At 49.7% G+C, this 21,581-nt stretch carries 11 protein-coding genes; 3 read left to right on the forward strand and 8 right to left on the reverse strand.

The features are described 5' to 3' along the window. Positions 1-2,145 (reverse strand): RHS repeat domain-containing protein (locus tag A6X21_RS25905; protein ID WP_131818356.1); only part of this gene is annotated, 2,145 nt, incomplete at its 3' end. Between the two features lie 72 nt (positions 2,146-2,217). Beyond that, entirely contained in the window at positions 2,218-4,131 is a 1,914-nt protein-coding gene (locus tag A6X21_RS14990; RefSeq protein WP_083233636.1) for a glycosyltransferase, read from the reverse strand. Between the two features lie 245 nt (positions 4,132-4,376). Here A6X21_RS14990 and A6X21_RS24750 point away from each other — a divergent pair, with 245 nt between their 5' ends. Beyond that, complete coding sequence (locus A6X21_RS24750) at positions 4,377-4,895, forward strand: hypothetical protein (protein WP_013109324.1); 519 nt, start codon at positions 4,377-4,379, stop codon at positions 4,893-4,895. Positions 4,896-5,713: 818 nt separating this feature from the next. On the opposite strand, the gene A6X21_RS15000 is transcribed toward A6X21_RS24750, so the two are convergent. The 4 genes from A6X21_RS15000 to A6X21_RS15015 form a co-directional block, all read right to left on the reverse strand. Continuing rightward, positions 5,714-9,202: a glycosyltransferase gene (locus A6X21_RS15000; protein ID WP_068849257.1), complete on the reverse strand. Its 3,489-nt coding sequence runs from the start codon at positions 9,200-9,202 to the stop codon at positions 5,714-5,716. Then, the gene (locus A6X21_RS15005; RefSeq protein WP_068849259.1) at positions 9,199-10,851 is read right to left on the reverse strand and encodes a glycosyltransferase; all 1,653 of its coding nucleotides are present in this window, start codon (positions 10,849-10,851) and stop codon (positions 9,199-9,201) included. The genes A6X21_RS15000 and A6X21_RS15005 overlap by 4 nt, the downstream gene beginning before the upstream one ends. Continuing rightward, positions 10,848-11,777, reverse strand: a complete 930-nt coding sequence (locus A6X21_RS15010; RefSeq protein WP_068849261.1) for a hypothetical protein — start codon at positions 11,775-11,777, stop codon at positions 10,848-10,850. Before A6X21_RS15010 ends, A6X21_RS15005 begins: the two co-directional genes overlap by 4 nt. A gap of 229 nt (positions 11,778-12,006) precedes the next feature. After that, complete coding sequence (locus A6X21_RS15015; protein WP_068849263.1) at positions 12,007-13,902, reverse strand: AAA family ATPase; 1,896 nt, start codon at positions 13,900-13,902, stop codon at positions 12,007-12,009. A 2,739-nt stretch (positions 13,903-16,641) separates the two neighbouring features. Between A6X21_RS15015 and A6X21_RS15020 the strand changes: the two genes are divergently transcribed. Together A6X21_RS15020 and A6X21_RS15025 are read left to right on the forward strand one after the other, a co-directional pair. Next, on the forward strand, positions 16,642-19,011 hold the full coding sequence (locus A6X21_RS15020; protein ID WP_068849265.1) for a DUF927 domain-containing protein: 2,370 nt from the start codon (positions 16,642-16,644) through the stop codon (positions 19,009-19,011). A 767-nt stretch (positions 19,012-19,778) separates the two neighbouring features. Then, positions 19,779-20,633 (forward strand): DNA adenine methylase, encoded by an 855-nt coding sequence (locus A6X21_RS15025; RefSeq protein ID WP_068849267.1) that lies wholly within the window; start codon positions 19,779-19,781, stop codon positions 20,631-20,633. 23 nt (positions 20,634-20,656) lie between these two features. On the opposite strand, the gene A6X21_RS24050 is transcribed toward A6X21_RS15025, so the two are convergent. Continuing rightward, positions 20,657-21,043, reverse strand: a complete 387-nt coding sequence (locus A6X21_RS24050; protein WP_068849269.1) for an IS5 family transposase — start codon at positions 21,041-21,043, stop codon at positions 20,657-20,659. Beyond that, a complete protein-coding gene (locus tag A6X21_RS25240; protein WP_068849270.1) occupies positions 21,040-21,432 on the reverse strand; it encodes an IS5 family transposase in 393 nt (130 codons plus the stop codon). Before A6X21_RS25240 ends, A6X21_RS24050 begins: the two co-directional genes overlap by 4 nt. Positions 21,433-21,581 lie beyond the last annotated feature (149 nt).

Consider the following 21,581-nt stretch of genomic DNA (forward strand, 5'->3'; position numbering starts at 1 on the left):
CGTCTGGCTGGCCGGGTCGTAGAGTGTGGTGGTCCGCTCGGATTGAGGGTTGATTGTGGAGATCTGACGTCCCAGGGCGTCATAAATCGTGGATGAGCGGCGACCGAGTGGATCAATGGTGGCAATCACTCGATCATTGGCATCAAAAATCGATGTTGTACGTTCATTGAGCGGGTTGATCGTAGCGTAAGGACGTCTGACGATATCGTACAAAGTGGTCGTCGCATCACCTAAGGGATTGGTTGTGCGAACCACATTGCCGTCGGCGTTGTAAGCCATCGACGTCCGCTGTCCCATGGGATTGATTGTGGCAATCCGGCGGGAATTCTGGTCATAAACCATGCTGGTCCGTCGGCCCAGCGGATCGATTGTGGCAGACACCAGCCCCTGTAAGTCATAGAGAGTCGTAGTTCGCTGGCCCAGAGGGTTAATGATGACTGATCGATTGAGTTCAGGATCGGAGATCGAGGTGGTACGATGATTCAGGGGGTCGATGGTGACAACATCGGATCCATCGGCACTATAGAGATAGGTGGTGATGCCACCGGTAGGTTCAGTGCTGCGAACAATTCGACCAAGAACATCTCGCACAAGTGTGGTTCGAGCTCCTAGCGGCTGAATTGTCACGATGGGATTCAGAGCAGAGTCATAAAGATAAGTTGTTCGTGCTCCAACTGAGTTGATTTCTGCTGTAAGGGCCCCACTATCGGCATAAATTTGTGTCGTACGACGTCCGAGCGGATCAATGACCCCGATGAGTTGTCCCTGCAGATCATAGATTGAGGTTGTTCGACCACCCAACGCATCAACGACCGCAGAAATCTGATTGTTGGAATTCCAAACTGCGAGGGATGCATCACCGCCAGGAACCGCGCCAGAGATCAATTGTCCTGCTGAATTATATGTAAATTGGCTTTCGGTATCATCAGGCCAATGGATGTTCTCCAATACAGACACGCCAGTTGAAGTCAATCCGTAACTAAACGTTGTCACAGCTCCGGCAGGGCTGACAAGTCTTTGAAGTTGCCCCTGGGTATTCCAAGAATATGTGGTAACCTGTAACAAAGGGGCTTTGATGCTCGATACATAAAGCCACGAATTGTACGAGATCGTGGTAATGCCTCCGGAAGGATCAACAACTTTTGTACGAGGGTTTCCGAAGGTGTATGTATAAATTCCACCTCCCGGAAGTGTCATTTGTCTGACACGGGAAACATTATCGTACGCGTAAGTGACTCGGCGACCTGAAGTGTCGATATGTGTCGTCATTTGATGAGCCGAATCATAGACCATCGTTATGACTTTTGCATCGGGTCGAATGATCTGTGTCAGATTCCCAGAACTGTCAATTGTAAAAGTAGTTCGGCGGCCTGATGGGTCTACAATCGTGCGTACGTTTCCTGAGGAATCGTAAGAGAACGTGGTAGCCTTGTTTCCAGGTGATGTAACTTTCGTGACTTGACCTGTCGAATTGCGAAGAAAAGTCCATCCAAGAGTACCATTACTGTTAATTGACGTGAGTAAGCCATCAGAGGAGTATCTTCTTGATAGACCATCTCCAAAATTTTCAACAAACTCTCCAGAAGAGATTTGCTGCAGGCTTGTAGTTAGTGATCCTGGACTCTTGAAAAAGCCTGTTGATGAACTTTTGTCTGTATAACGCGCAGTCTCACCGCTACCTCCAATCGTAATCGCCGTTGAAGAGTCAATCATGCTGACAACGGGATTAAAGACGTTAGCCCAGCCATAGCCATAGCCACTGTTTGTCATTGCGGCACGTGCGGCATAAGTCAGGTTTGGTAACGCAGCGGCTCCACCAACTTCGGGCGGTTCAAATTGGTAGGATAGATTCCCAGTGGAAATGTTGATCTCTGCAGGAGAGCTTGTCGCGCCGGGTAGTACTGGGAGAGTCTGGCTCTGAGCTTCCTCCACAAATCCAACTGATTCGGCAAGTGCGTCCAAAGATGCTTGTTGCGTCTGCGGACGTACCCCGAGATTCGTTTCACACGAATTGCGGGGTGAACATTTGCTGTTGCGCAGCGATTTGTAATTCGGAGCATCCTTCTTTGGCTTATATCGTGCAGGTATGGAGATACCGATTGGAGATTTTGCAGCACCACATGTTGTTGACGATCCGCAGCCCATGAAGTTCTCCAGTCGAGTGTAGTCTGTTATGAATACTTGAAAAAAAGGAAGGCTGTTCTAACAGTGTTTATGTTAGCGTTGAACAGGAGAAACACAGAATTCGTTATGTATTTCACGCATTCGTGCCGGTGTGAGATAGTGGCCTGTGATTAAGTTGTTAGAATGACTGGGCCATGGTCCACGCTGATCACCTTCAAATTGTTTCGAGTCTAAAAGAAGTATGCCAGCATTTTTCAGGAGCTCAGCCACTCCAACATCTTCTGGTACACCCACGTCGAGATCTGGAGCGTCAGCAATAACCAAGGCTGACTTCCGAGAGAGAAGATATCCAGCTCCTCCGCTCGCAAATCCTCCGTAGTTTCTCCCCACGTAATCAGCTTGAAGGGTTCTTACGAATTCCTTGAGTCTTGGAATTGAGACATACGTGTCGTCATCGCATTTGAAGAGCCATTTAAAGGAACGGAAGCGAGTTGCCCAGCGGCAGAAATGCTGAACTTTGTGGATGAGTGTGTCGTAGGTGTCTTTGCAGGGCACCCGAAGTGTTCCCGTGTTTGAGAGCGACATGATATTTGCGTCGCCTTGAATGAAGACACTTTCAACGTCATCTCCGATTGGGGCCCATGTGTCGCGAATAGCATCTCTTTTGTCCCGGTGATGGGTTGCAGATAAGACTCCAATGATCAGTTCGACTTCATTCTGGCGTCTATCGACTGGTGATTGATGGCTCTTTGTAATTAATTTGGACCTGGAGGAAGCATCTGGTAGATCATCAATACGTTGCTCACAATTCAGACAATTGATGAGATCTTTTCGTCTCTTGCCCAGAGTGACCAAGCCATGTTTTCGACAATCAAATGTTGTAACCAATTGAGATTGCATCGACGGGCAGCCGATATTGCAGAGGACAGCTCCGCTTTTTCGTCCGCGAAGAGTGCAGGGAAGCGCCTCCAGGAGTTCCTCTTCACCCGGTTGAAGTTCTGTAAGCAATACGTTTACTGTTGCCTTCTTTTGAGTGGGAGTTCGACTTTCGAGTGACGATGGAAGTTGACCTCGAAGACGTGGAACGACACCGAGTTCCTTCATTAGATCGTCAAACTCAACCTCGGTAAGTCGTCCTGGTTTGGTATACGCTGAGCGAATACCTGATAAATCTGGATAACCTAATTCTCGGTATCCAAGAAGGTAATTTTTTGCTCGTTGTCGCCAGTCAAGTCCGGTGTATGGCACGCCGTCGACATATCCAAATCGATGCACCCAGCGGAGCCAAGGAAGGCACCAGGTTTGCCGACCGGCTTGACGATACTTTTCTTGGACGTAACCTTCTTCTCCCCCAAAACCTCGAATTTCGGGATGGAATCCCAGCCAAGAAGTTCTCTTGGCGCTGAAGAGTCCCATCCCATTCATGACAATACGGAAAGGTGGAAACTCTGGATCTTTTGCTGGCTCGAATACCCCCCATCGTCCAAACATTCCATCATCTCCCCATCTCTCTGAAAAATGGGTTCCAACAATTCTTGAGCGGCCATGAGAGTCTTGCATGCTGTAATGAAGACAGGGGCCTTGAAACAAGTCATCTGATGTTTCGGACTCCCAAAAATTTACGAGCCTGGCAAGAACACCTGGCATGAGCATGACATGGCTGTCAAGACATACAACGGCATAGCCAGTGGCCTGTCGGAAAACTTCTTGCTTAGCTGGGGCGGTTCCCTGTTTGTCAGTAAAGGGAACGTATCGTGCGTTAGGTATTTGTGACACAAGATCACGATTGGGCTTTCCGTGCTTTCCTTCTGGCGCATTGTCTATAACGATGATCTCAATACGGGAGGAAAGATCGTCAGCAAGTTGTGTTTTATGGAGATCAATGAGTGTTGGCCAAAGGCCATTAAAATCGTGGCAGGTTGGTATCCCCACGGTGAGTACGGGAGTCAAATCTATCTCCTTAGTTGCTTCACTTTTTTGTTGCTCATGAGGCGGTAATGAAGCCAAAAAGTCTGTCTTGCGTGATATTGATTAATGGTCCTGTTGCATACGATTACCTTCAGGGTTGATCAGGCCCCTCTGTGGTCGTTGGGCCTGCTGTGGTCGTTGAACTTGAATGTGAACTGCTGGAAGAAAATGATGAACTGCTAGAGCTTGATGATGATGAACATGGGGTTGCTTGGCACTGCACATAGACACCTTCCCCTGGGAGTTCTCCTGGTCCTGAAGGCGGGCAAGCATAACAACCTTGGGTGCAATCACTATTCTCAAGTTCCCACGCTGAGCCATCCCAGATAAAAAAGGCAAAGCCCTCACATGCAGGTAATGTTGTATTAGAGGGGGATGAACTGCTCGGGCTCGATGAACTGCTTGGACTTGATGAACTGCTTGGACTTGATGAACTGCTTGGACTTGATGAACTGCTTGGACTTGATGAACTGCTTGGACTTGATGAACTGCTTGGACTTGATGAACTGCTTGGACTTGATGAACTGCTTGGACTTGATGAACTGCTTGGGCTCGATGAACTGCTTGGGCTCGATGAACTGCTTGGGCTCGATGAACTGCTTGGGCTCGATGAACTGCTTGGGCTCGATGAACTGCTCGGGCTCGATGAACTACTCGGGCTCGATGAACTACTCGGGCTTGATGAACTACTCGGGCTTGATGAACTACTACATGCTGTCGATTGGCAAAATACTGTTACTGTTTCTCCGATCTCGCTTCCATCAAAATCTGGCGGACAAGGCCAGCAACCTGAACTGCAATAATTGTCGACCAGAGCCCAATTGGTACCGGTCCATTCATAAAGACCTTCTCCCTCACAGGCAGTGGGAGTTGTTGTTGAATGTGACGAAGAAGATGATTGCGAAGAAGACGGTGATGAAGAAGAGGAACTACTTGAGCTTGATGAAGTGCAAGGAACAGTGTTAGGGGTGCAGGGGACTACAACCTCCTCTTGAAATTCGCCTTGCCAGGCCGGAGGACACGGGCGACAGTCGCCTTCAGGGTCGCAGTCACTCTCCAGTAGGGTCCATTCGCAGTTCTCAACGTCTCCACTACAGATAAACCGACCTGTTCCAAGACAGGGGTAAGATGTTGTTGTACTCGTGCTGGTTTCTGGGGGGAATGAAATTGGCCCAAAAATCCCACCTCCGCCATCCGGGCAACAGAAGCATCGGTCAAGGTCACTTGATAGACATGTGATCTCCGCCTTGAATGGAGCTCCAGGCTGACAATTTGCTGTGATTTCGCACGTGAATGGTTGATCCTCACATGGCATGTAACATTCAGCATAAAGGGAGTACTGATCACTGCAATACACATAAATATCATATGTGTCGCTGCAGTTCATTTGGCCCTGTCCACGCCAAACCCTCTCGCCCGGGACGGAAGAAGGCTGTCTACTCATGCCAATTATAGTGTTGATTCGTGGATGGCAGGAACCGATGCCATATGCATTAAACTCCCAATAGTCTGGGATAAGATCACAGCAGTAGGCACATGGATTTGGGTTCGATGCTGTCATTCAGAAAATACCTGAAATATAAGTATTGGAATAACTTGTAATGAAGAATGAGCAGGTGATTCAACAGTTCACGTTGAGAATATTCATAACTTCGGATATCCCGCTTTGGGCAGGCAAATAATCTGGGTGTTGTGACAAAATCTGATTCCAGGCTTTGAGTGCCTTCTCTGGGTGATTGCTATCCATGTAGACTATAGCGAGGTTGTGGAGAGCCTTATATCCTGACAAATCTGCATCAACACTTGAAAAAGCGATATCTCGTTTAGTGTTTAACACCTTCAGATAATGAGATTCTGCTTCAGCGAACTCTCCACGAATGTGGGCAAGCATGGCTGAGCGAAACAGCAATTCCTTGTCATTAGGAAACAATTGCAATGCTTTTTGAGAGATTATGTTCCCTTCGTGATGCAGAGAGAGTGCATACAAGCTCGAAAGCAATATTGCATAAGCTTTGCGGACATGAGATTCCGACGGAGTTGACACCGCAAGGCAGCGATTCAGATAGTCCACTGCCTCTCGGTGGCGACCACAGTCCGCACAGGTCATCCCTAAGTTGAACAATACAAACGGATGGTCCGGTCGTTCCTTGAGATCGAGTTCCAGCAACCGGAAATCCCTTACCAGTTTTCGAGCCTTGCCCTCTGCGGAATGGTCGCTGCCGGAATGAATGACATGGATGTCCGTGAAGGCCACGTCTCCCCCCGCGCGGCGGATCGCCGGAAGAATCTGCTCGTGAATACGATGTTCAAACCTTAGATCGGGTCTGTTGCGGAAGACTTTGACATGGTCGACGACCGTGACATTTCGGCCACCTTCCTGAGTCGGACCGGGGCAATGGACCTGCATCACATAGCCCAATAGATGGGGTGGAGCAGTCTGGCGAACGAGGGCCTGCAACTGACGTCCGCACTCTTCGGAGATGGTGTCGTCCGAATCCATCCAGAAGATCCATTCTCCCGTGGCATAGCGCAGGGATTCGTTGCGGGCGGCAGAGAAGTCATCCCTCCAGGCCCAGTGATGCACTGTCGCTCCCATTGATTCGCAGATCACTGGTGTGGCGTCGGTCGAACCGGTGTCGATGACGATCATCTCATCGACCCAGGGTCGAATACTTTCGAGGCAGGGGCCGATTGTCGTCTCGTTGTCTCGCACGATCATGCAGAGCGAGAGTTTTGGCTGGGTTAGTTGAAGTAAAAGCCCACCATCAGGCACTTGTGTCGCATGAAATGGTGATGCGGGGGGCTTAAGGCGAGAAGCCCACTTTTCCTCAAATTTCACGCGGTTTTCTTCCAGCAGGGCTCCGAAATCCAGATCGCTTGCCAGAAAGCTGCGGTGACCGAAGTGATGAACGAAACTATCGACAGCAACAATAACTTTGTATCCGGCGGTTCGGGCCCGCACACAGTAGTCGTCATCTTCGAAGTTACCTATGCCGAATCGCTCATCGAGACCACCCAGTGCCTCGTAGGTCTCGCGGCGAATCAACAGGCAAAATCCGACCAGTCGCTCCAGTGAATATCGCTCCTGATGATGCTGCTTGCTCCAGTTCCAGGCAAACCCATCAATGGCACTTAAATCGTCATAAGAAACAGGGACTTGCTGGGGGCCACTCACACAATTTGAGACCGGTCCTACCAGCCCGACCTGGGGATCGGTATTCAAAACCTCCAGCATTCGCGTTAACCAGCCAGTCGTGACAATCGTGTCGTTGTTGAGCAGCAGGAGTTGCTGGCCGCGAGCGATTGCCATTCCCTGATTCACTGCCGCTGGAAACCCTCGATTTTCTGTATTTTCGATTAAGCGGATTTCGGGTTGTGAGCGCAGGTATTCAAGAGTCCCATCTGTCGAGGCGTTATCGACGACAATGATTTCAATTGGTTCAAAAGTGCGTAAACGCAGACTGTCGAGACAGAGACGTGTATAGGCCAGTTGATTCCAGGTGACGAGAATGACTGATGTCAATGAAGGATTATGTTGGCGCCGTTGTGCCCTAAAGAGAAACTGATAGGTGAAAAAATCAGCCGCCCGCTCGCGGGTTAACCCGGAGATTCTCAGACCTCCCACCTGCACCTCTCCCTTCGAGCCTTGCTTTTCCCACTCGGCCCATCCTGGTCCAGGAACCGCTTGAGTTGTTTCAACATCAAAGCCAGCACGAAGCAGGAGTTTTTCGATTTCATTCCGGGTAAAGAATCGAACATGATCCTCATCGAGGAGACCTGCCGATTCATAGGTGAAATGGCCATCAAGCAAGTTGCGAATGACAACATGGTTCTGAAGATTGGGGAGTGAGAGAATGAGGTGTCCTCCCGGTCGAAGTGCACCTGTCAACTTTCGCAATAAACGTTCTGGATCGCGGAGATGCTCCAGAACATCCGCAGCGACGATGACATCGAAAAATTGTGTGGGAAGCTCAAATTGCGAATGTTCCAGGTCGACATTCAGCAGATGATCCAGACGCTGGCGTGCTAAAGAGGCTGCCTGTGGATCCCGTTCCAGGCCCCAGACGGCGCAGATCTGTCGTTGTTTCAGTGATTCTCCTAAACGTCCACTTCCACAACCCACATCCAGAATGGTGTTGGCATCCAGGGGGATCAGAGCCAGAACTTCAGGCCTGGCATGCTCGAAATACTCCGTCCCTTTGGAAAAAGATGTTTCCTGGCCAGGAGGTGTCGGTGAGATTGTCTCTGGCTGCGGGACGACTGAGCGAGACATCATTTTCTCCAGACTTTGCAGGAGGACTTTGGCACGATGGACATAAGTGTGTTCGGCCAGCACAAGTGCCCGTCCAGCGCGAGCCATCTGAAGACGCTGGTCTTCATGTTTCAGGTAGTACGTCACCTGATCGATCATTTCGTCAGCGGACTCATAGGTGATGAGGTGTTGTCCGGTAACAAAAAGTTCTTCCTGACCATTCGCTTTGAGGTCGTTCGTCACTAGAAGAGGGCCACATGCGAGCGATTCAAAGACCCGCATATTGATGTCGTTTTTGAGACTGCAGTTAAAGGCGATGCGGCAGCGACTATAGATACTGGCCATCTCCTGGAAGTAAGCTCGCCCGGCAAATCCCTGGGGAAAACGCTGGATCAGGCATTCCAGTAATTGAGTCCTCGGCCCGGGAAAGAGATTGCCGACAAATCCCCAGTCCCATTCCCAAGCCTCTCCTGTGGCCACATGAATCTCAGGATCACATGCCAGGGGCAACCACCGGGCCTCAGCCAGTCCCTGCTGACGCAGGTGTTCGGCTCCATCTTTTTGTGCTGCGAAGACAGTATCTGCGGACTGGGAGTGCTGCCAGGCCCGTGGGAAATCAAGATGGGTATCAATCGCCCACCAGGCGACAGGTCCCACTCCTTGAGGCCAGGTCCAGGACAGACCATCATCGACCCAGACGTAGCCATCAAAACTTTTTGGGGAAAGTGTCGAAAGCTGATCGGGAAGGAGGTGCACCGTCTGTGGCAGGAGTGATTGAATCGCCCGCAGGAGGTACGTTCCCGTCGTCTCTGGACGGGGACGATTATCGAAGACGACAGCCACACGCTGAAGGTTCATACACCCTCCGATGAGACAAGGCCCTGGGCTCGATTCTGAAATTCCCTGCGAGTACTTTCGAATAATGGGCGGTAATGCCGATCGATTACCGAATTCCACGTGAATTCTTTTTCAAATCGTTCGCGACCGCGGATTCCCAGGCTTCTTCGAAGCGAGGAATCATCCAAAAGCCGTTCAATTTGTCTCGACAGGGCAGGGCTATCTCCCGGCGGAAATAAGAGTCCCGTCGCCTCATCCAGAACGGTAAAAGGCAACCCGCCAATAGCACTGGCGATGACAGGACGACCTGCCGCCATCCCTTCTACGGCTGTTCGACCAAGTGCTTCTTCCGCAATGGTGGGGCAGATCACGATATCACACGATTGCATGACCTGTGGCAGATGAACCTGAGATTGCCATCCCACAAAATTCACAAAAGGATCAGCGAGATCCAGAGGCTCATCGGTGACGACCAATTGGAAGTCCTGTCGATGCTGCCAGAGCTGACGAGCCGCCTCCAGGAGCACATGAAACCCTTTCATGGGTTCCTCAACGAGCCCTGCAAAGAGCAGTCGCACGACATGTTCGGGGTGGCGAGGCTGAGTCTGTGCGATCGGAAAACGGGCCGGATCAAAACCGCTGGGAATCACATGCACGGCTTGAGCGAACGGCTTACAGGCTTCAGCAATCAGTGGATTCACTGTCAGAATTCCAGTTGCCTCGGCAAAAACCCGGCGCAGCCGGTGGCTGTACTCAGGGGTCCCAAAACCAGCCAGCGCACGTTCCCGGCGATGCAGTCCTCCCGAGAAACGCTCATTCTCAGCGACGCACTGGATGCAGTTCTCGGGTGTCGCCAGTTGCTGCCTGGGACAGGAACGGGGGACAGGTGCAATCTGAAGTAGCCGAACATTGTTGAGCGGGCACAGGCACTCCTGAGCGGCAAGGCGTAGAAAAGTGGGATATCCCTCACACGCTTCTGCCAGAATGGGTTTCATGGACCAGCTATCAGTCACAATCACAGCATCTGGAGAAAACTGGCGAAGCACCTGCTGCAATCGGTGCTGAATCTGGAGAGCGTTCCAATCCAAATCCTGCATCACCAATTCTTCGAGAGGCCAATCCACGGGTTCCTGGACCTGACCCAATTGCCAGGCATCGTAACGGAAAGAAAAGTGCCGAACGGGATAACCTGCACGATGGAGGAATCGAGCCAGTTCCGCAGTATGCACGGTCCCACCACCGGTGGAGGGCCAGTTAAAGAGCAGACTGATGATGGCGATGCGGGGCAATGATTGCTTTTGCTCTGTAGTCCCGGTGTCAGGGCAACTTGTCTCTTTTGCGCTCGACCGTTCGGTGCCTGACGCCAACCATCGGTCTCGATTGACAATCGGTATCTTCCAGGAAGGATCACAGCGGAGGGCCTGTTCAAAACCATCAATCGCTGTTGCATGATCCGACTGCAGGGCAGCAATCACACCCAGTCCATTCCAGATTCGTGCCTGAGATCTTGAGTCCAGAAGATCTTTCTGGAGCTGTCGAAACAGCGACTGGCCTTTTGCCATCTCTCCGTTGGCAATGCAGGCTTCGGCCTCAATTAACTGATCTTCAGTGAGGCTCTCTGGGAGGGAAGAAAACTCCCCGGAAGACTTTGGAAAAGACCGATTATTCATAGAAAGTCCCTCTGCAGAGGGACAGACAAGAGTTTATGGAACAGCCAGGCCCAGCGAATGGCAATCCGCCGCAGGCTCAAGACTTCTCGAAGTGCTGCTCCGAACTGAAGGCATTCTTGCCGGTATTCTGGTGAGAACCAGCTGTTGTCTTTGGGGCTGACTGCTCGAAATCCCAATTGCTGGAGGATCTGTGCCGGGTTACTTTCGGGTTCCAGTGCGATCGGTATCCCTGACGCCAGGTAGTCACAAGCTTTCGTGGCAGGCTTGTGCCGTGCACGAAAATCATCTCCCTTAATGTCAATCGCAGCAGAGCAACGATCGAGCCAAAGGAGGTGGTTTTCCGGAGTCCACGGATGGACTTCGACTGGCTGGAGAGCACGAATCTGCTGATGGATCCTGTTCCGACCTGCCGGGTCAGACTCATCAGTTAAAATCACCAGCTCACGGGGAAGTTTGTGACTCTTGAGCCAAGTGACCAGCGGTTCGAGATTTGCCTGGACACCGACCCATAAAATGGGTCCCTGATCAGAGCGTTGGGGATTGAGATCTGTCACATACTTAACGTGATGCGGAATATCAAAAGTGGGGGCAAATGGGCGGAAATAAGCCTGGAGTGTCGGGGCGTGAGTGACTATGGCGTGACACTGCTTGAGCCGCTGGGCATCCTGCTGAATCTCGATGTCACTGAAGTAGATATCCACTGGGCAGAAAACAATCCGAGACGATCGTCTGAGTTCCTGCAAAGTTTCCAGTGAGGGGAGAAACTTGATAATCACCACGATATCAGCCGCGGGGATCTCTGTTGAGAACGAACAGGTTTCAAATTCGTGAGAAAGTCCTCGTTGCAGATCTGCTCCCAGCCACTGCCACGACCCAAAATGGGGCAATTCCGGGCCGAAAGCGAGAGTTGGTCGCATCAAGGACATGGAGTCTCCACTCAGTTCAGATCGAATTGATCCAAATGACTCTGGGGAGAAATCTCGTCCACCAAACACTAAGGAGAGTTTGTTCACCAGTTGAGTGGCAGAAGTCTGCCATGCTGATGAGCAAAAAGCTAGACCTTGTTAGTGAAATATCTGTCAACAAGTTTCTAGCGTGATAACTGAAGTGTTCTGGGTAAGATCTGCTGGAGATGATGAGCGGATGGGCCTCCACTTATTCGTGAGAAAACTGAATTAAGGCCTTCAATGATTCCACTGACTCTGGCTTTTCGTCGGGCCAATCTTTCCAAGATACTTGAAACGAGTGGATTCCCTGCCACTGTGATTTTCGGCTCAGGAGCTGTGTTTCAAGGGCGTCCAGCAAGACTTGATTGACCAGTTTTTGCACGAGACGCCCTCCTTCTTGATGGTGGCTGGCAGTTGACTTTTCAAAAGCCCAGACTCCCAATTTGTGGGGGATTTGTGGTGAAAGAGTTAGCCTGATTTCCAGCTTCCGTGCCCAAGATTCCTGGAGCCGCTGGCAGGCGGCTTCCGCGATGCCAATAAAGGCTTCTTCACTGAGAGGGCGGAAGACCACAATTCGCTGGATTCTGGCCAGAAACTGCGGTGGGAAAATTGGCTGAGTTGAGCGTTCGTGCCTTACTTTTCCCAAGGCTTGTCGGACCGCTTCGGCAATCGTGTCTTCTGGTGTCGAATTGGCTGTGAGCTGAGTGATCTGCCGATCTCCCGCATTACTCGTCAGTATGAAGATCGCACGATCTGCGTACGCCTTGACACCACGTTGATCGACGATCCAGCCTTCATCAAACAAATTGAGAAAGGGCTTCCAGACATTTGGATGGCACTTCTCTGCTTCGTCAAGCAGGAAGACAGAGTAGGGATCCGAATTGAGTTCATTAATCAGACGTCCGCCTTGCTCATGACCGACGTATCCAGGGGGAACACCGATAATGCCCGAAATGCTGTGGGGTTCGGTGAAGTTTCCCATGGAGTAGATCTGTGGACGGCGACTGCTCGAATAAATCTCAGCAATTCTTTTGGCGAGTTCTGTCTTTCCGACCCCTGTTAACCCCGCAAACAACAAAACTGAGGCGGGCTTGTTGGGTGAAGTCAGTCCTGCCTTGATGAGCCGCAGTTCAGCCGCGACCTGCCGAATTGCAGTCTCCTGGCCAGTCACCACAGCCGATAGTGTTTCTTCAAAATCTCCATGAGTACGTGTCCCTGCTAACGTTTCCGCAGGAATGCCAGTCTTGTCGGCTAATACTGTAATCAGATCTTCGAGTTCGACTGTCTGTTGGGCGGCTTGTCGCTCATTTCGACGATAAGCGACGAGTTCAAAGGCTTCTGTCAACAGTCGGATGGACTTTGCTGGCTCAAACTCGCTGAGAAGATAGATCGATGAGAGGTGATGGCAGCGATCAATCAGCTCAGGGCCAAGATCGAGCTCGAATTTTTTGCAAAGCTGGTGAGCATGCAATCTCAAGATTTCTTGAAGCACACTGTCGTGTGGCTCGGGAAACTCAACCCGGCTGAAAAGTGATGTCATGGCGGCATCTGACGAGATCGTGTCGGCGTATTCCCAGGGTGACATCATCGCGATCACCGAAACGTTTCGTCGACCAAGGAGAGCTCGAAACAGTGGAGCATTCGTGGCTCCCTGCAATCTCTTCATTAGTGGAGAGAGGCCTTCAACAAAAAGCAGGCAAGGTGTGTTGGCCGGAATTGAAGAGATCGTCATTTCCAGCACGGCCCGAGTATCTTCAGGGCCAATATTTCGAGCATCAAGTTCCAGGCAGACATGATCTTTGAGGAAAGCCCACTCCTGAGATTGCAGGAGTGAAGAAAATGCTCGCAGGGCAGATGTTTTGCCAACTCCCGGCATTCCTGTGACCGCGATATGGCGACGTGCGGAGCGAAACAAAATCGTGGCGAGATTCTCAAAGAATTCAGGCCGGTAGTTGAGCCAAGGGACACGGTCTGGCGACTTATGGGAATCATCCTTCGAAGCTGTCGTCTCCAATTGATGGAGTGGCAATGGGGACGATCGCTCCGAAACTTGGGTCGAAGCTGGGAGAATTGTCGGTATTGATGCCTGAGTACCGGATTGCATAACGATTTCCATGGAGACTGATCGTCGGAGTCTAGCTGTCGGTGAAGAAAACTTAGGCGATGAGCCTACCCCACAAAATTGATGTCGTGCCAGATCATAGGGCCAAGATCAGCACGGATGGAAGCGAACAATGTCTCCGTTTGGCTTGATCAGGGAAGGCAAAGTGAGAATTCCCATTCAGATCTATTGATAATGGACGTAGGATTTCAGTTCAATCCATCGCGAGTACAACAACGGGACAACTATTCAACCTGTGAAATGGCTGCTGGTGTATTAGAGTGACAAGAGGTGAAAACTTCGCTCGCAATCAGATTGCAATTCCTGGGGAGGGCGATCAGATCTAAGATTTTGACAATTTCGAAATAGATTACCTCGAAAATCACTCTTTCGAATGTTAATCCTGGTTGGTACGGATTCATTCAAAACTAGCTGGTTTCCTTTAATGTTAAAGGAATCGAATTGTCCTGGAGAATCATGGCCACCTTTTAGGTTTCACTGTTCGGCACTAATGAAGTCCGCAGCTTGATTATCAATATCCGGGTCATTATCAAAGCTTTCTTGGCTGACAGTAGGAGTTCTCTCAGTTTTTCAAAGTGCCTGGCGAGAGAAATAATCTCGATCAGTTGTGGAGGCTTTTTGCTTTCTGACTCGGCGGCTTCTAGCTAACGCGAGACAATCGCTGCGAGATTCCTGTGCAGGTGTCGTGAATCAGGAGTTTGAAGAACTCCATGCCATTATCAATCCGAAAGAAGGTCTTCTGACAGATTTCTCAGTCCAGATAAGCAAAATGATCTTGAAATAAAATCACAGCGAACTGGGATATCGGCTGACAATTCGGCACTATCTCAATCCCTATCTGTTTTCAGGTCTGATCTAGAATACTCTCGGTCATGCTCCCTGAGTTCACCATGATATGAGAAGATGAGAAAGCGAAAAGATGACCGAGGGCAATTCTGATAGGGATCTCTATTCACGCGATGAAATGCGGCAATATCCGGTACAAGTCGGTGGGAATACAGGTTTCAGCGAAATTTGAGGAATTGGCTCACATTACGTGCCAGAGTTCTTTCTGTTAATCAGTCCCAATTGCGGAGAAAAAATTTCCTGAAGGAAATTGAACTGACGTTTCGCAGGATAAAACAGAAGATAACGACGCTCGCCCATCCATTTGTCGTTTGATTTGTCTGCGACTCCGTTGAATCAAATAACTACTCATGAACTGCGCAAACTCAGGATGCTTAGACGACCGAAGATTCAAAGCCAGTCTTCGCAGCATTTTTCGAGGGACATTGACCTTCAAGGCTTGCATCTCCTCTGCAAAAGAGACCTTCTTGAGGACCCAGGTTTTTCTGGCATCATGCCTTTGCGATAAGTGTTTGCCTCATGATGGTTCATCAGATGGTCATTCGAGTGCTTTGGGCGGCATGATTAAGTGTGAACGCTAGCCTGGTTAGTGGTCCGTATGATTCTGTGCTGCTCCTTTTCCAAGGATACACTCGTCACAGTTACAGTGTCTGAATCCTGAATTGTCAGACAATCATGCGACCACCAATGTCGTGCCAAGTTTCGGCGAGAAATTCATTGGGTCAAAAACCTGGATTCATTTGGACTCGGTCTTTTCATTGCGCGAATCATGAGGACTGAAATGTCAAGTGATCCGTTGGGAAATTTAGGGCTGAGGGTCGTTTGACTGAGTGATGATCAATCGGTGATCTGGATTATGATTTGGTGCACATGTTGGAATAAGGTTTTGAGTCTCCGTATAATGCTGAAAACTATCGAGAGATGAGAGACTTGGTCACTGGCCACAGAATTGACCAAGAAATTGTGATGCCAAACAGATCAAAAGATTCTTACATATTGAGAAGTTAGAGTGGATTTAGCCGAAAGGTAAAAATCTGTCATTCGGTGGTTCGGAGTTCTGGTATCTCTCACATTTTTGCCCGGCTTGTTTTCTTGTAATCAGGAGCCTGACAACAGTTTGCGACACATGTTCGAGACTCTCGACGAAAAAAGATGGGATTTGTCACGAACATTCATCGTCCGTCCAAGGTTCTTTGTTTTGGCGACAAATCGAACTGGTGTGTTTCTGATAGGGTGTGACTGGATTCACGGCAATATGCGCTCTGCCGTGGGTTTCCAAAATGCTCGCACATTATGGCTTAATGAGCCCCGGGCAACACGCTGGTGAGTTCAAGAGATCCGCAAAATCGTCACTCGATCTCTGCTCGGTGGCCGACGATTAGAAAGGAATTGATCAAGTATAACATTTTGAATTCAACTGAAAGTTTATGAATTATTAATGATGTGTGGGGAGCCCGAAAGTGCGACTCCCGGGACGAATTTTTATGAGTGGCAGACACCACCGAGTTGATGCATTGAGCGACGTATTCGAAATTTCTGTCGAATAACAATTTACTCTGCATGCGTGTGGTTACATCGTTGTCATCCTTGCGCGATGGCTCTCGATGAATTTTTTGCCAATTTTTTTTGACGCGAGCGATTGAATCGACCGAGCCACAGAAGTTCCGTTGGCAGGGAAAATCTCGCGATTGACCTGGTTAGTAGCCAGAGTAATTGGTAGGCGCCCTTAAACAGTTAAGGACGACTTTCTGGTCGACTTATTGACCAAGTACCTATTTTTGGCGTTCAGACACGCAGCCCGATTGGTGATCAGGAAAGCTGAGCCCGAGCTACGTCCACAAATCAGTCTTCCATTTTGTTTCAGGAAAACTCCATATGACAGAAAACCGCAATCGCAAGAGTTCTAATCGATCGAAAGTTCCGATTTCACAACCCCCAGAAACTCCCTGCGTTTCCATTCGTTGTGAGGGGGAATCAGTGAAGTTTGGAATTGCTGAACTTACAGACCAAAACTTTTTGGGGCACTTTATCGGCCGCTGTACACCAGACAAGAAGCCCATCGTCAATCTTCGAAATCTGAAGTTCTTCGAAGAGTCAGAGCTTGCTCGGTTAGTACCGTGCCTGATGAGATACTCTCCACTCCTCAGGTGGAGTACTGGCTCAGAACAGGATGATCCCCAGTTTTTGAGTGCACTCTCAAGACTGCTTCCTCGGAAGCTTTCAAAACGTTCGCGAACTCGACTGCTGTATGCGGCAAATCTTGCTCTGGCAATATCATCAGAGACTTGTGGCATTGATAAATCGCTCAAGCTTCTAGCAAAGTATCAGAAGCGGCTCAAGTTGAAAGATCTTCGCTTAACCGATCAAATTTTAGATGAGTGGGAGAGATTACGGAAAGAAGCTTCCCATCGCACCTCCGCAAACGACCAACAGAATTCGCAACTAGATGCGAGTAGTTCAGAGTTTCAGAAGATTTTTCATGACTATCCTTTGCGGGTTTCGCCGCTAATTCCTGGCGACTATCGAGTGACACGCGATGGAGTTCGTAAGGGCGAACTCTTAGTAACGACAACACCCATCGTGGTGCTAGCTGAAGTTCAGCCATTGAATGAGAATTCTTCAAGGAAACTGCGGCTTCTGTTTATGACTCGGGATGGCGGTAAACATCTTGATATGGATTATTGCGACTCAGTCTGTGATAGGAAAGTTGGGAGTTTACTCAATCAAGGCGTCAGCGTGTTTCCCAAAGCTGCTCCTAAATTGGCAGAATACTTTTCTCGCACGGTTTCCAAATTTGAAAATGCGTTGCCAAAAATCTGGCAGTCAAACCATGTGGGCTATGTCGACCGCCACAGGGCATTCAACGGAGAAACGCAACCTTTAGGCTTCTTGTATGGCCCGGAGTTTATTCCTAGCGAAGAAACAACGGAATCTTCTCAAAAGGATACAGCGGAGTTATTACCGAGTGATTTTGATCGGATCGATCTTCAGAAGACATTTTGTACCAAGGGGACACTGGAGGGTTGGTTGAATTTGGTTCGCGTGATTGCAGGTGATCCCGTCGCTCGTTTTATGACAGTGACCACTTTCGTGGCCCCTCTTCTGAGGATTCTTGATCAACATTCTTATACCTTTAGCTTGGCTTGTGAATCAGGAACCGGGAAGACGGCGGCTTTGCAAATAGCTGCTTCCGCCTGGGGAAACCCATCGAATGAAGGAAGTCTTATTCGGAGTTTTCAGGCCACGGAAAATGCGCTGTTCAATCGGGCGGAAGCGCAGCGAGACCTCCCGATGTTTATTGATGAGACGACGCTTGTGAGCAAGTCAGACCAAAGTTTGTTGGAACGGTTGATTTACACGGTCGGAAATGGAGTCGGACGCGACCGATTGAAGAATGGACAATCACAATCCACAGGAAAGATTCGCACTGTGGTTCTCGTGACGGGTGAATCATCATTGATGAGTCAGCTTCAGAATCAGGGAGCACTGCGAAGGGTTTTGGAATGTACGCGGCAACCCTTTGGAGATCGATCTTCCGCCACAGGAAGTCGAGTCTCTCGGCTCCAAAGAGCGGCAAACTCGAACTATGGACATGGCGGGCGAGAGTTCGTTCGCTTTCTTTTGAAGCACAAACAGTCCTGGTCTCGTTGGAGATCGCTCTGGGATGAAATGTATGAAATGGAGCGGACTCATCTTCCAGGAAAACACCATTTGGAGGATCTCGTCGCGAGGAATTTGGCCACAGTCCGGGTGGCAAATCGATTGTTACGAAGCTGTTTTCCAGAGTTACGTTCTGCCTTAAAGGGCGTCGTTCGCTCCATGCGACCGGAAATCTACAATTCTCTAAAGCGAGCTGACACGTTTCACGAGGTGCTTGATACACTGACAAGAATTGCGACTCGCCTGGCGAATCGGGCAACTGATGAAGACAAAGACGCCAAATGGGTTTATGACCGGTCCAAAAAACTTCTTTGGATCAATTCGGTAACATTTCGTAGGTTTGTTGGAAATCAGTTTGATCTTGATGCCAAGACTGTACTTAAAGCGTTTAAGCAGCGGGGAGTTTTGCATCAAGAGCCGAGAGAGGCGGGTAGGCCCGGTGGTCGGTATGCCTATCGAAAGCGATTCGGCGAATCGCATAAACAGTGGTATGTATTTCGCATCTCCGTGGAAAAGAAGAGGTCCACCATTAAAAAGTTGCAGCATTCGTCAGCCAGCCCGGGGCAGCTTGTTTCTGTGGAATAAGCGTTGAGGAAGTGATTGACGATGGCGGGTGATTCTCGCCATTTCTCGGCATGGCTTATCGTCTATTATTCACTGGTGACCCCCTGCTTGATTGTGGCATGCCTTAATCAAGCAGGGGTTCTTTAGAAGACTCTTAGCTTCGTCGCAGGATAGGTCGGAGAAGTGGCCAAACTCTTAAGCGTGAGAGTTAGCAGAAAGAACTCTCTGCAAGAGGTGCCAATAGGACAGCCAATCATGAGCGTTGTGAGTAAGAATCCATGTCGGAGTGGCTGATTGATCGAAGAACATCATCAGCCTGTACATTACGCTAATGCTGGTTTCAGATATCTTGCTGATCCGAATGGTGCAGAAGTTTACTTCCATAATCCTGTGGTCTCGGTTGTGATTTATCAAAGTCAGTTTCAGGTTGACGGCAAAGCATTTGTGAGTTGAATGCGCGGATCTCGCCCTGTTCTGGTTCCGATAGAATCTGAAATTCTGTCACTTTGATTCACCGATTGGCATATCCGGCAAGATTATACATCCGTTAGTAATTCAAGTTGCTTCAGAATCCCTGCTTCAGCTGTAATGATTCGGAACGCAGCCAATTGGAGAAACTTTGATGACTTGCATCACGACTCATTCATCAAGAACCCAAAAAGTAACCGTGAGGATGAAAGAAATATGTGTTGATTGACGCTGAAATTTCAAAATGTAGACGATCCATCAATCAAGATCGAAATGGTTGAGTGGAAAGTTTGGCGAGCACCTAACGCGGAGAAGGCGGGATGACGGGCACGAAACTGACTCAGCCACTCAAGTGGTACGGTGGTAAACACTATTTGGCAGACAAAATCGTCGATCTGATGCCAAAACATCTGCACTACGTTGAGCCATTTGGTGGAGGGCTATCAGTACTACTCAACAAAGATCCTCTCGATCCTCGGCATCAGTGGGGAAAAATGTCTCACGAGCAGGGGATCTCAGAAGTCGTCAACGATGTTTACAGCTCACTTCAGAACTTCTGGAATGTATTAAAGGATGAAAGGACTTTTTCGAGATTTAGTCAAATCGCTAGTGTGACCCCATTTTCAGAATACGAGTTCGATTCGGCAATTCACCGACTTGTTCCGCGTCACGAAGTCGATGTGGAGGCGGCAGTCGCTTTTTTCGTCCGTTGTCGACAGAGTCGTGCTGGCTCAATGAAGAATTTTGCGACGCTCAGTCGTAATCGAACACGCAAACAGATGAATGAACAAGCATCAGCCTGGCTGAGCGCTGTTGATGGGCTGAAAGCAGTCCATAATCGACTCCAACGAGTCGTTATTCTTTGTCGTGATGCTGTCGAACTGATCCAACAGCAAGATGGTAAAAAGACGCTCTTCTACCTCGATCCCCCTTATCTGTCGTCAACTCGCGTGAGTCGTAGCGACTATAAACACGAAATGACAAATGAGGAACATATTCGCCTTGTGGAGGCCATTCGATTTTGCAAGGGCAAAGTTATGTTGTCAGGCTATCCGAATGCGCTTTACGACGACGTTCTTTCTGGTTGGCAACGCCATGACTTCAACATTGACAACAAGGTGTCCGGACGAAAGCAGAAGAAAACGATGACCGAATCGGTCTGGTGCAACTTTTGAAAGGCCTAAGGGCCTTTAGAGATTCAGAAATGCTTTGTGAATAGGGAGGCGAACCAGAGGAAGCCCGCGAAGTTCGCGGATTTCTTTTCATATCGGGTGGCGATGCGGCGAAAGCGTTTCAAGGCTCCGAAGAACCTCTCGATCACGTTCCGGTGCCGGTAGCGCTCCTTAACACAACGTTTTTTCACCTTCCGGTTCCCCTTCGGTTTGATACACGCCTGCGCCCACATCCGCTTTACACGCAGCCGGATCGCGTCGCTGTCGTAGGCTGCGTCCGCCAAGACATGATTCGCACAAAGACCTTCCAGCAGCTTTTCTCCCACCGGGGCGTCGCCGCTCTGTCCTCGTGTGAGGATCAACTTGAGCAACCGTCCGCGACCATCCACAGCGGCGTGAACTTTCGTCGTCAATCCACCGCGACTGCGTCCCAGACAGCGGCGCTCACCGGCCGCGTCTTTTTTTCCCCGGCCTGACGGCGCCCCGTCGCAGCAACGGGATGAGCTTTTACCGTGGTTGAGTCGATTTGGACTTCCTCCAGTTCCGGATCTTGCAGAGCCTGGGCAATTTTTTGCCAAGTCCCTCTCTCGCACCAGCGGTCGTACCGCCTCCAAACCGAGTTGTGCAAACCAAATCGCTCGGGGAGATCTGCCCAGGAAATTCCGGTTTTGAGTACGAAAATCACCCCCTCGACAAAGAGCCGATTGTCGGCCGCCGTACGACCGGGATCGCCAGCTTTGCCGGGGCAAAGTGGTTCGATGCGCTTCCAAAGCTCATCAGAAAGTGCATGTCGCTTGAGCATAATCCCTCTTCCTTGAGTCGAGTTATCCTCACATAATCAGCTCATCACCTGCAAGATCGAATGTCCATACGCCCTTGTCCGTCGTAATTGGTTTAATCGACACGATCAGAATCAGGTTCACATCCATCAACGCAAGCAGTCAGACTCTT

Origin of the sequence: Planctopirus hydrillae (genome assembly GCF_001707835.1) — a bacterium.
In the GTDB taxonomy this organism is placed as follows: domain Bacteria; phylum Planctomycetota; class Planctomycetia; order Planctomycetales; family Planctomycetaceae; genus Planctopirus; species Planctopirus hydrillae.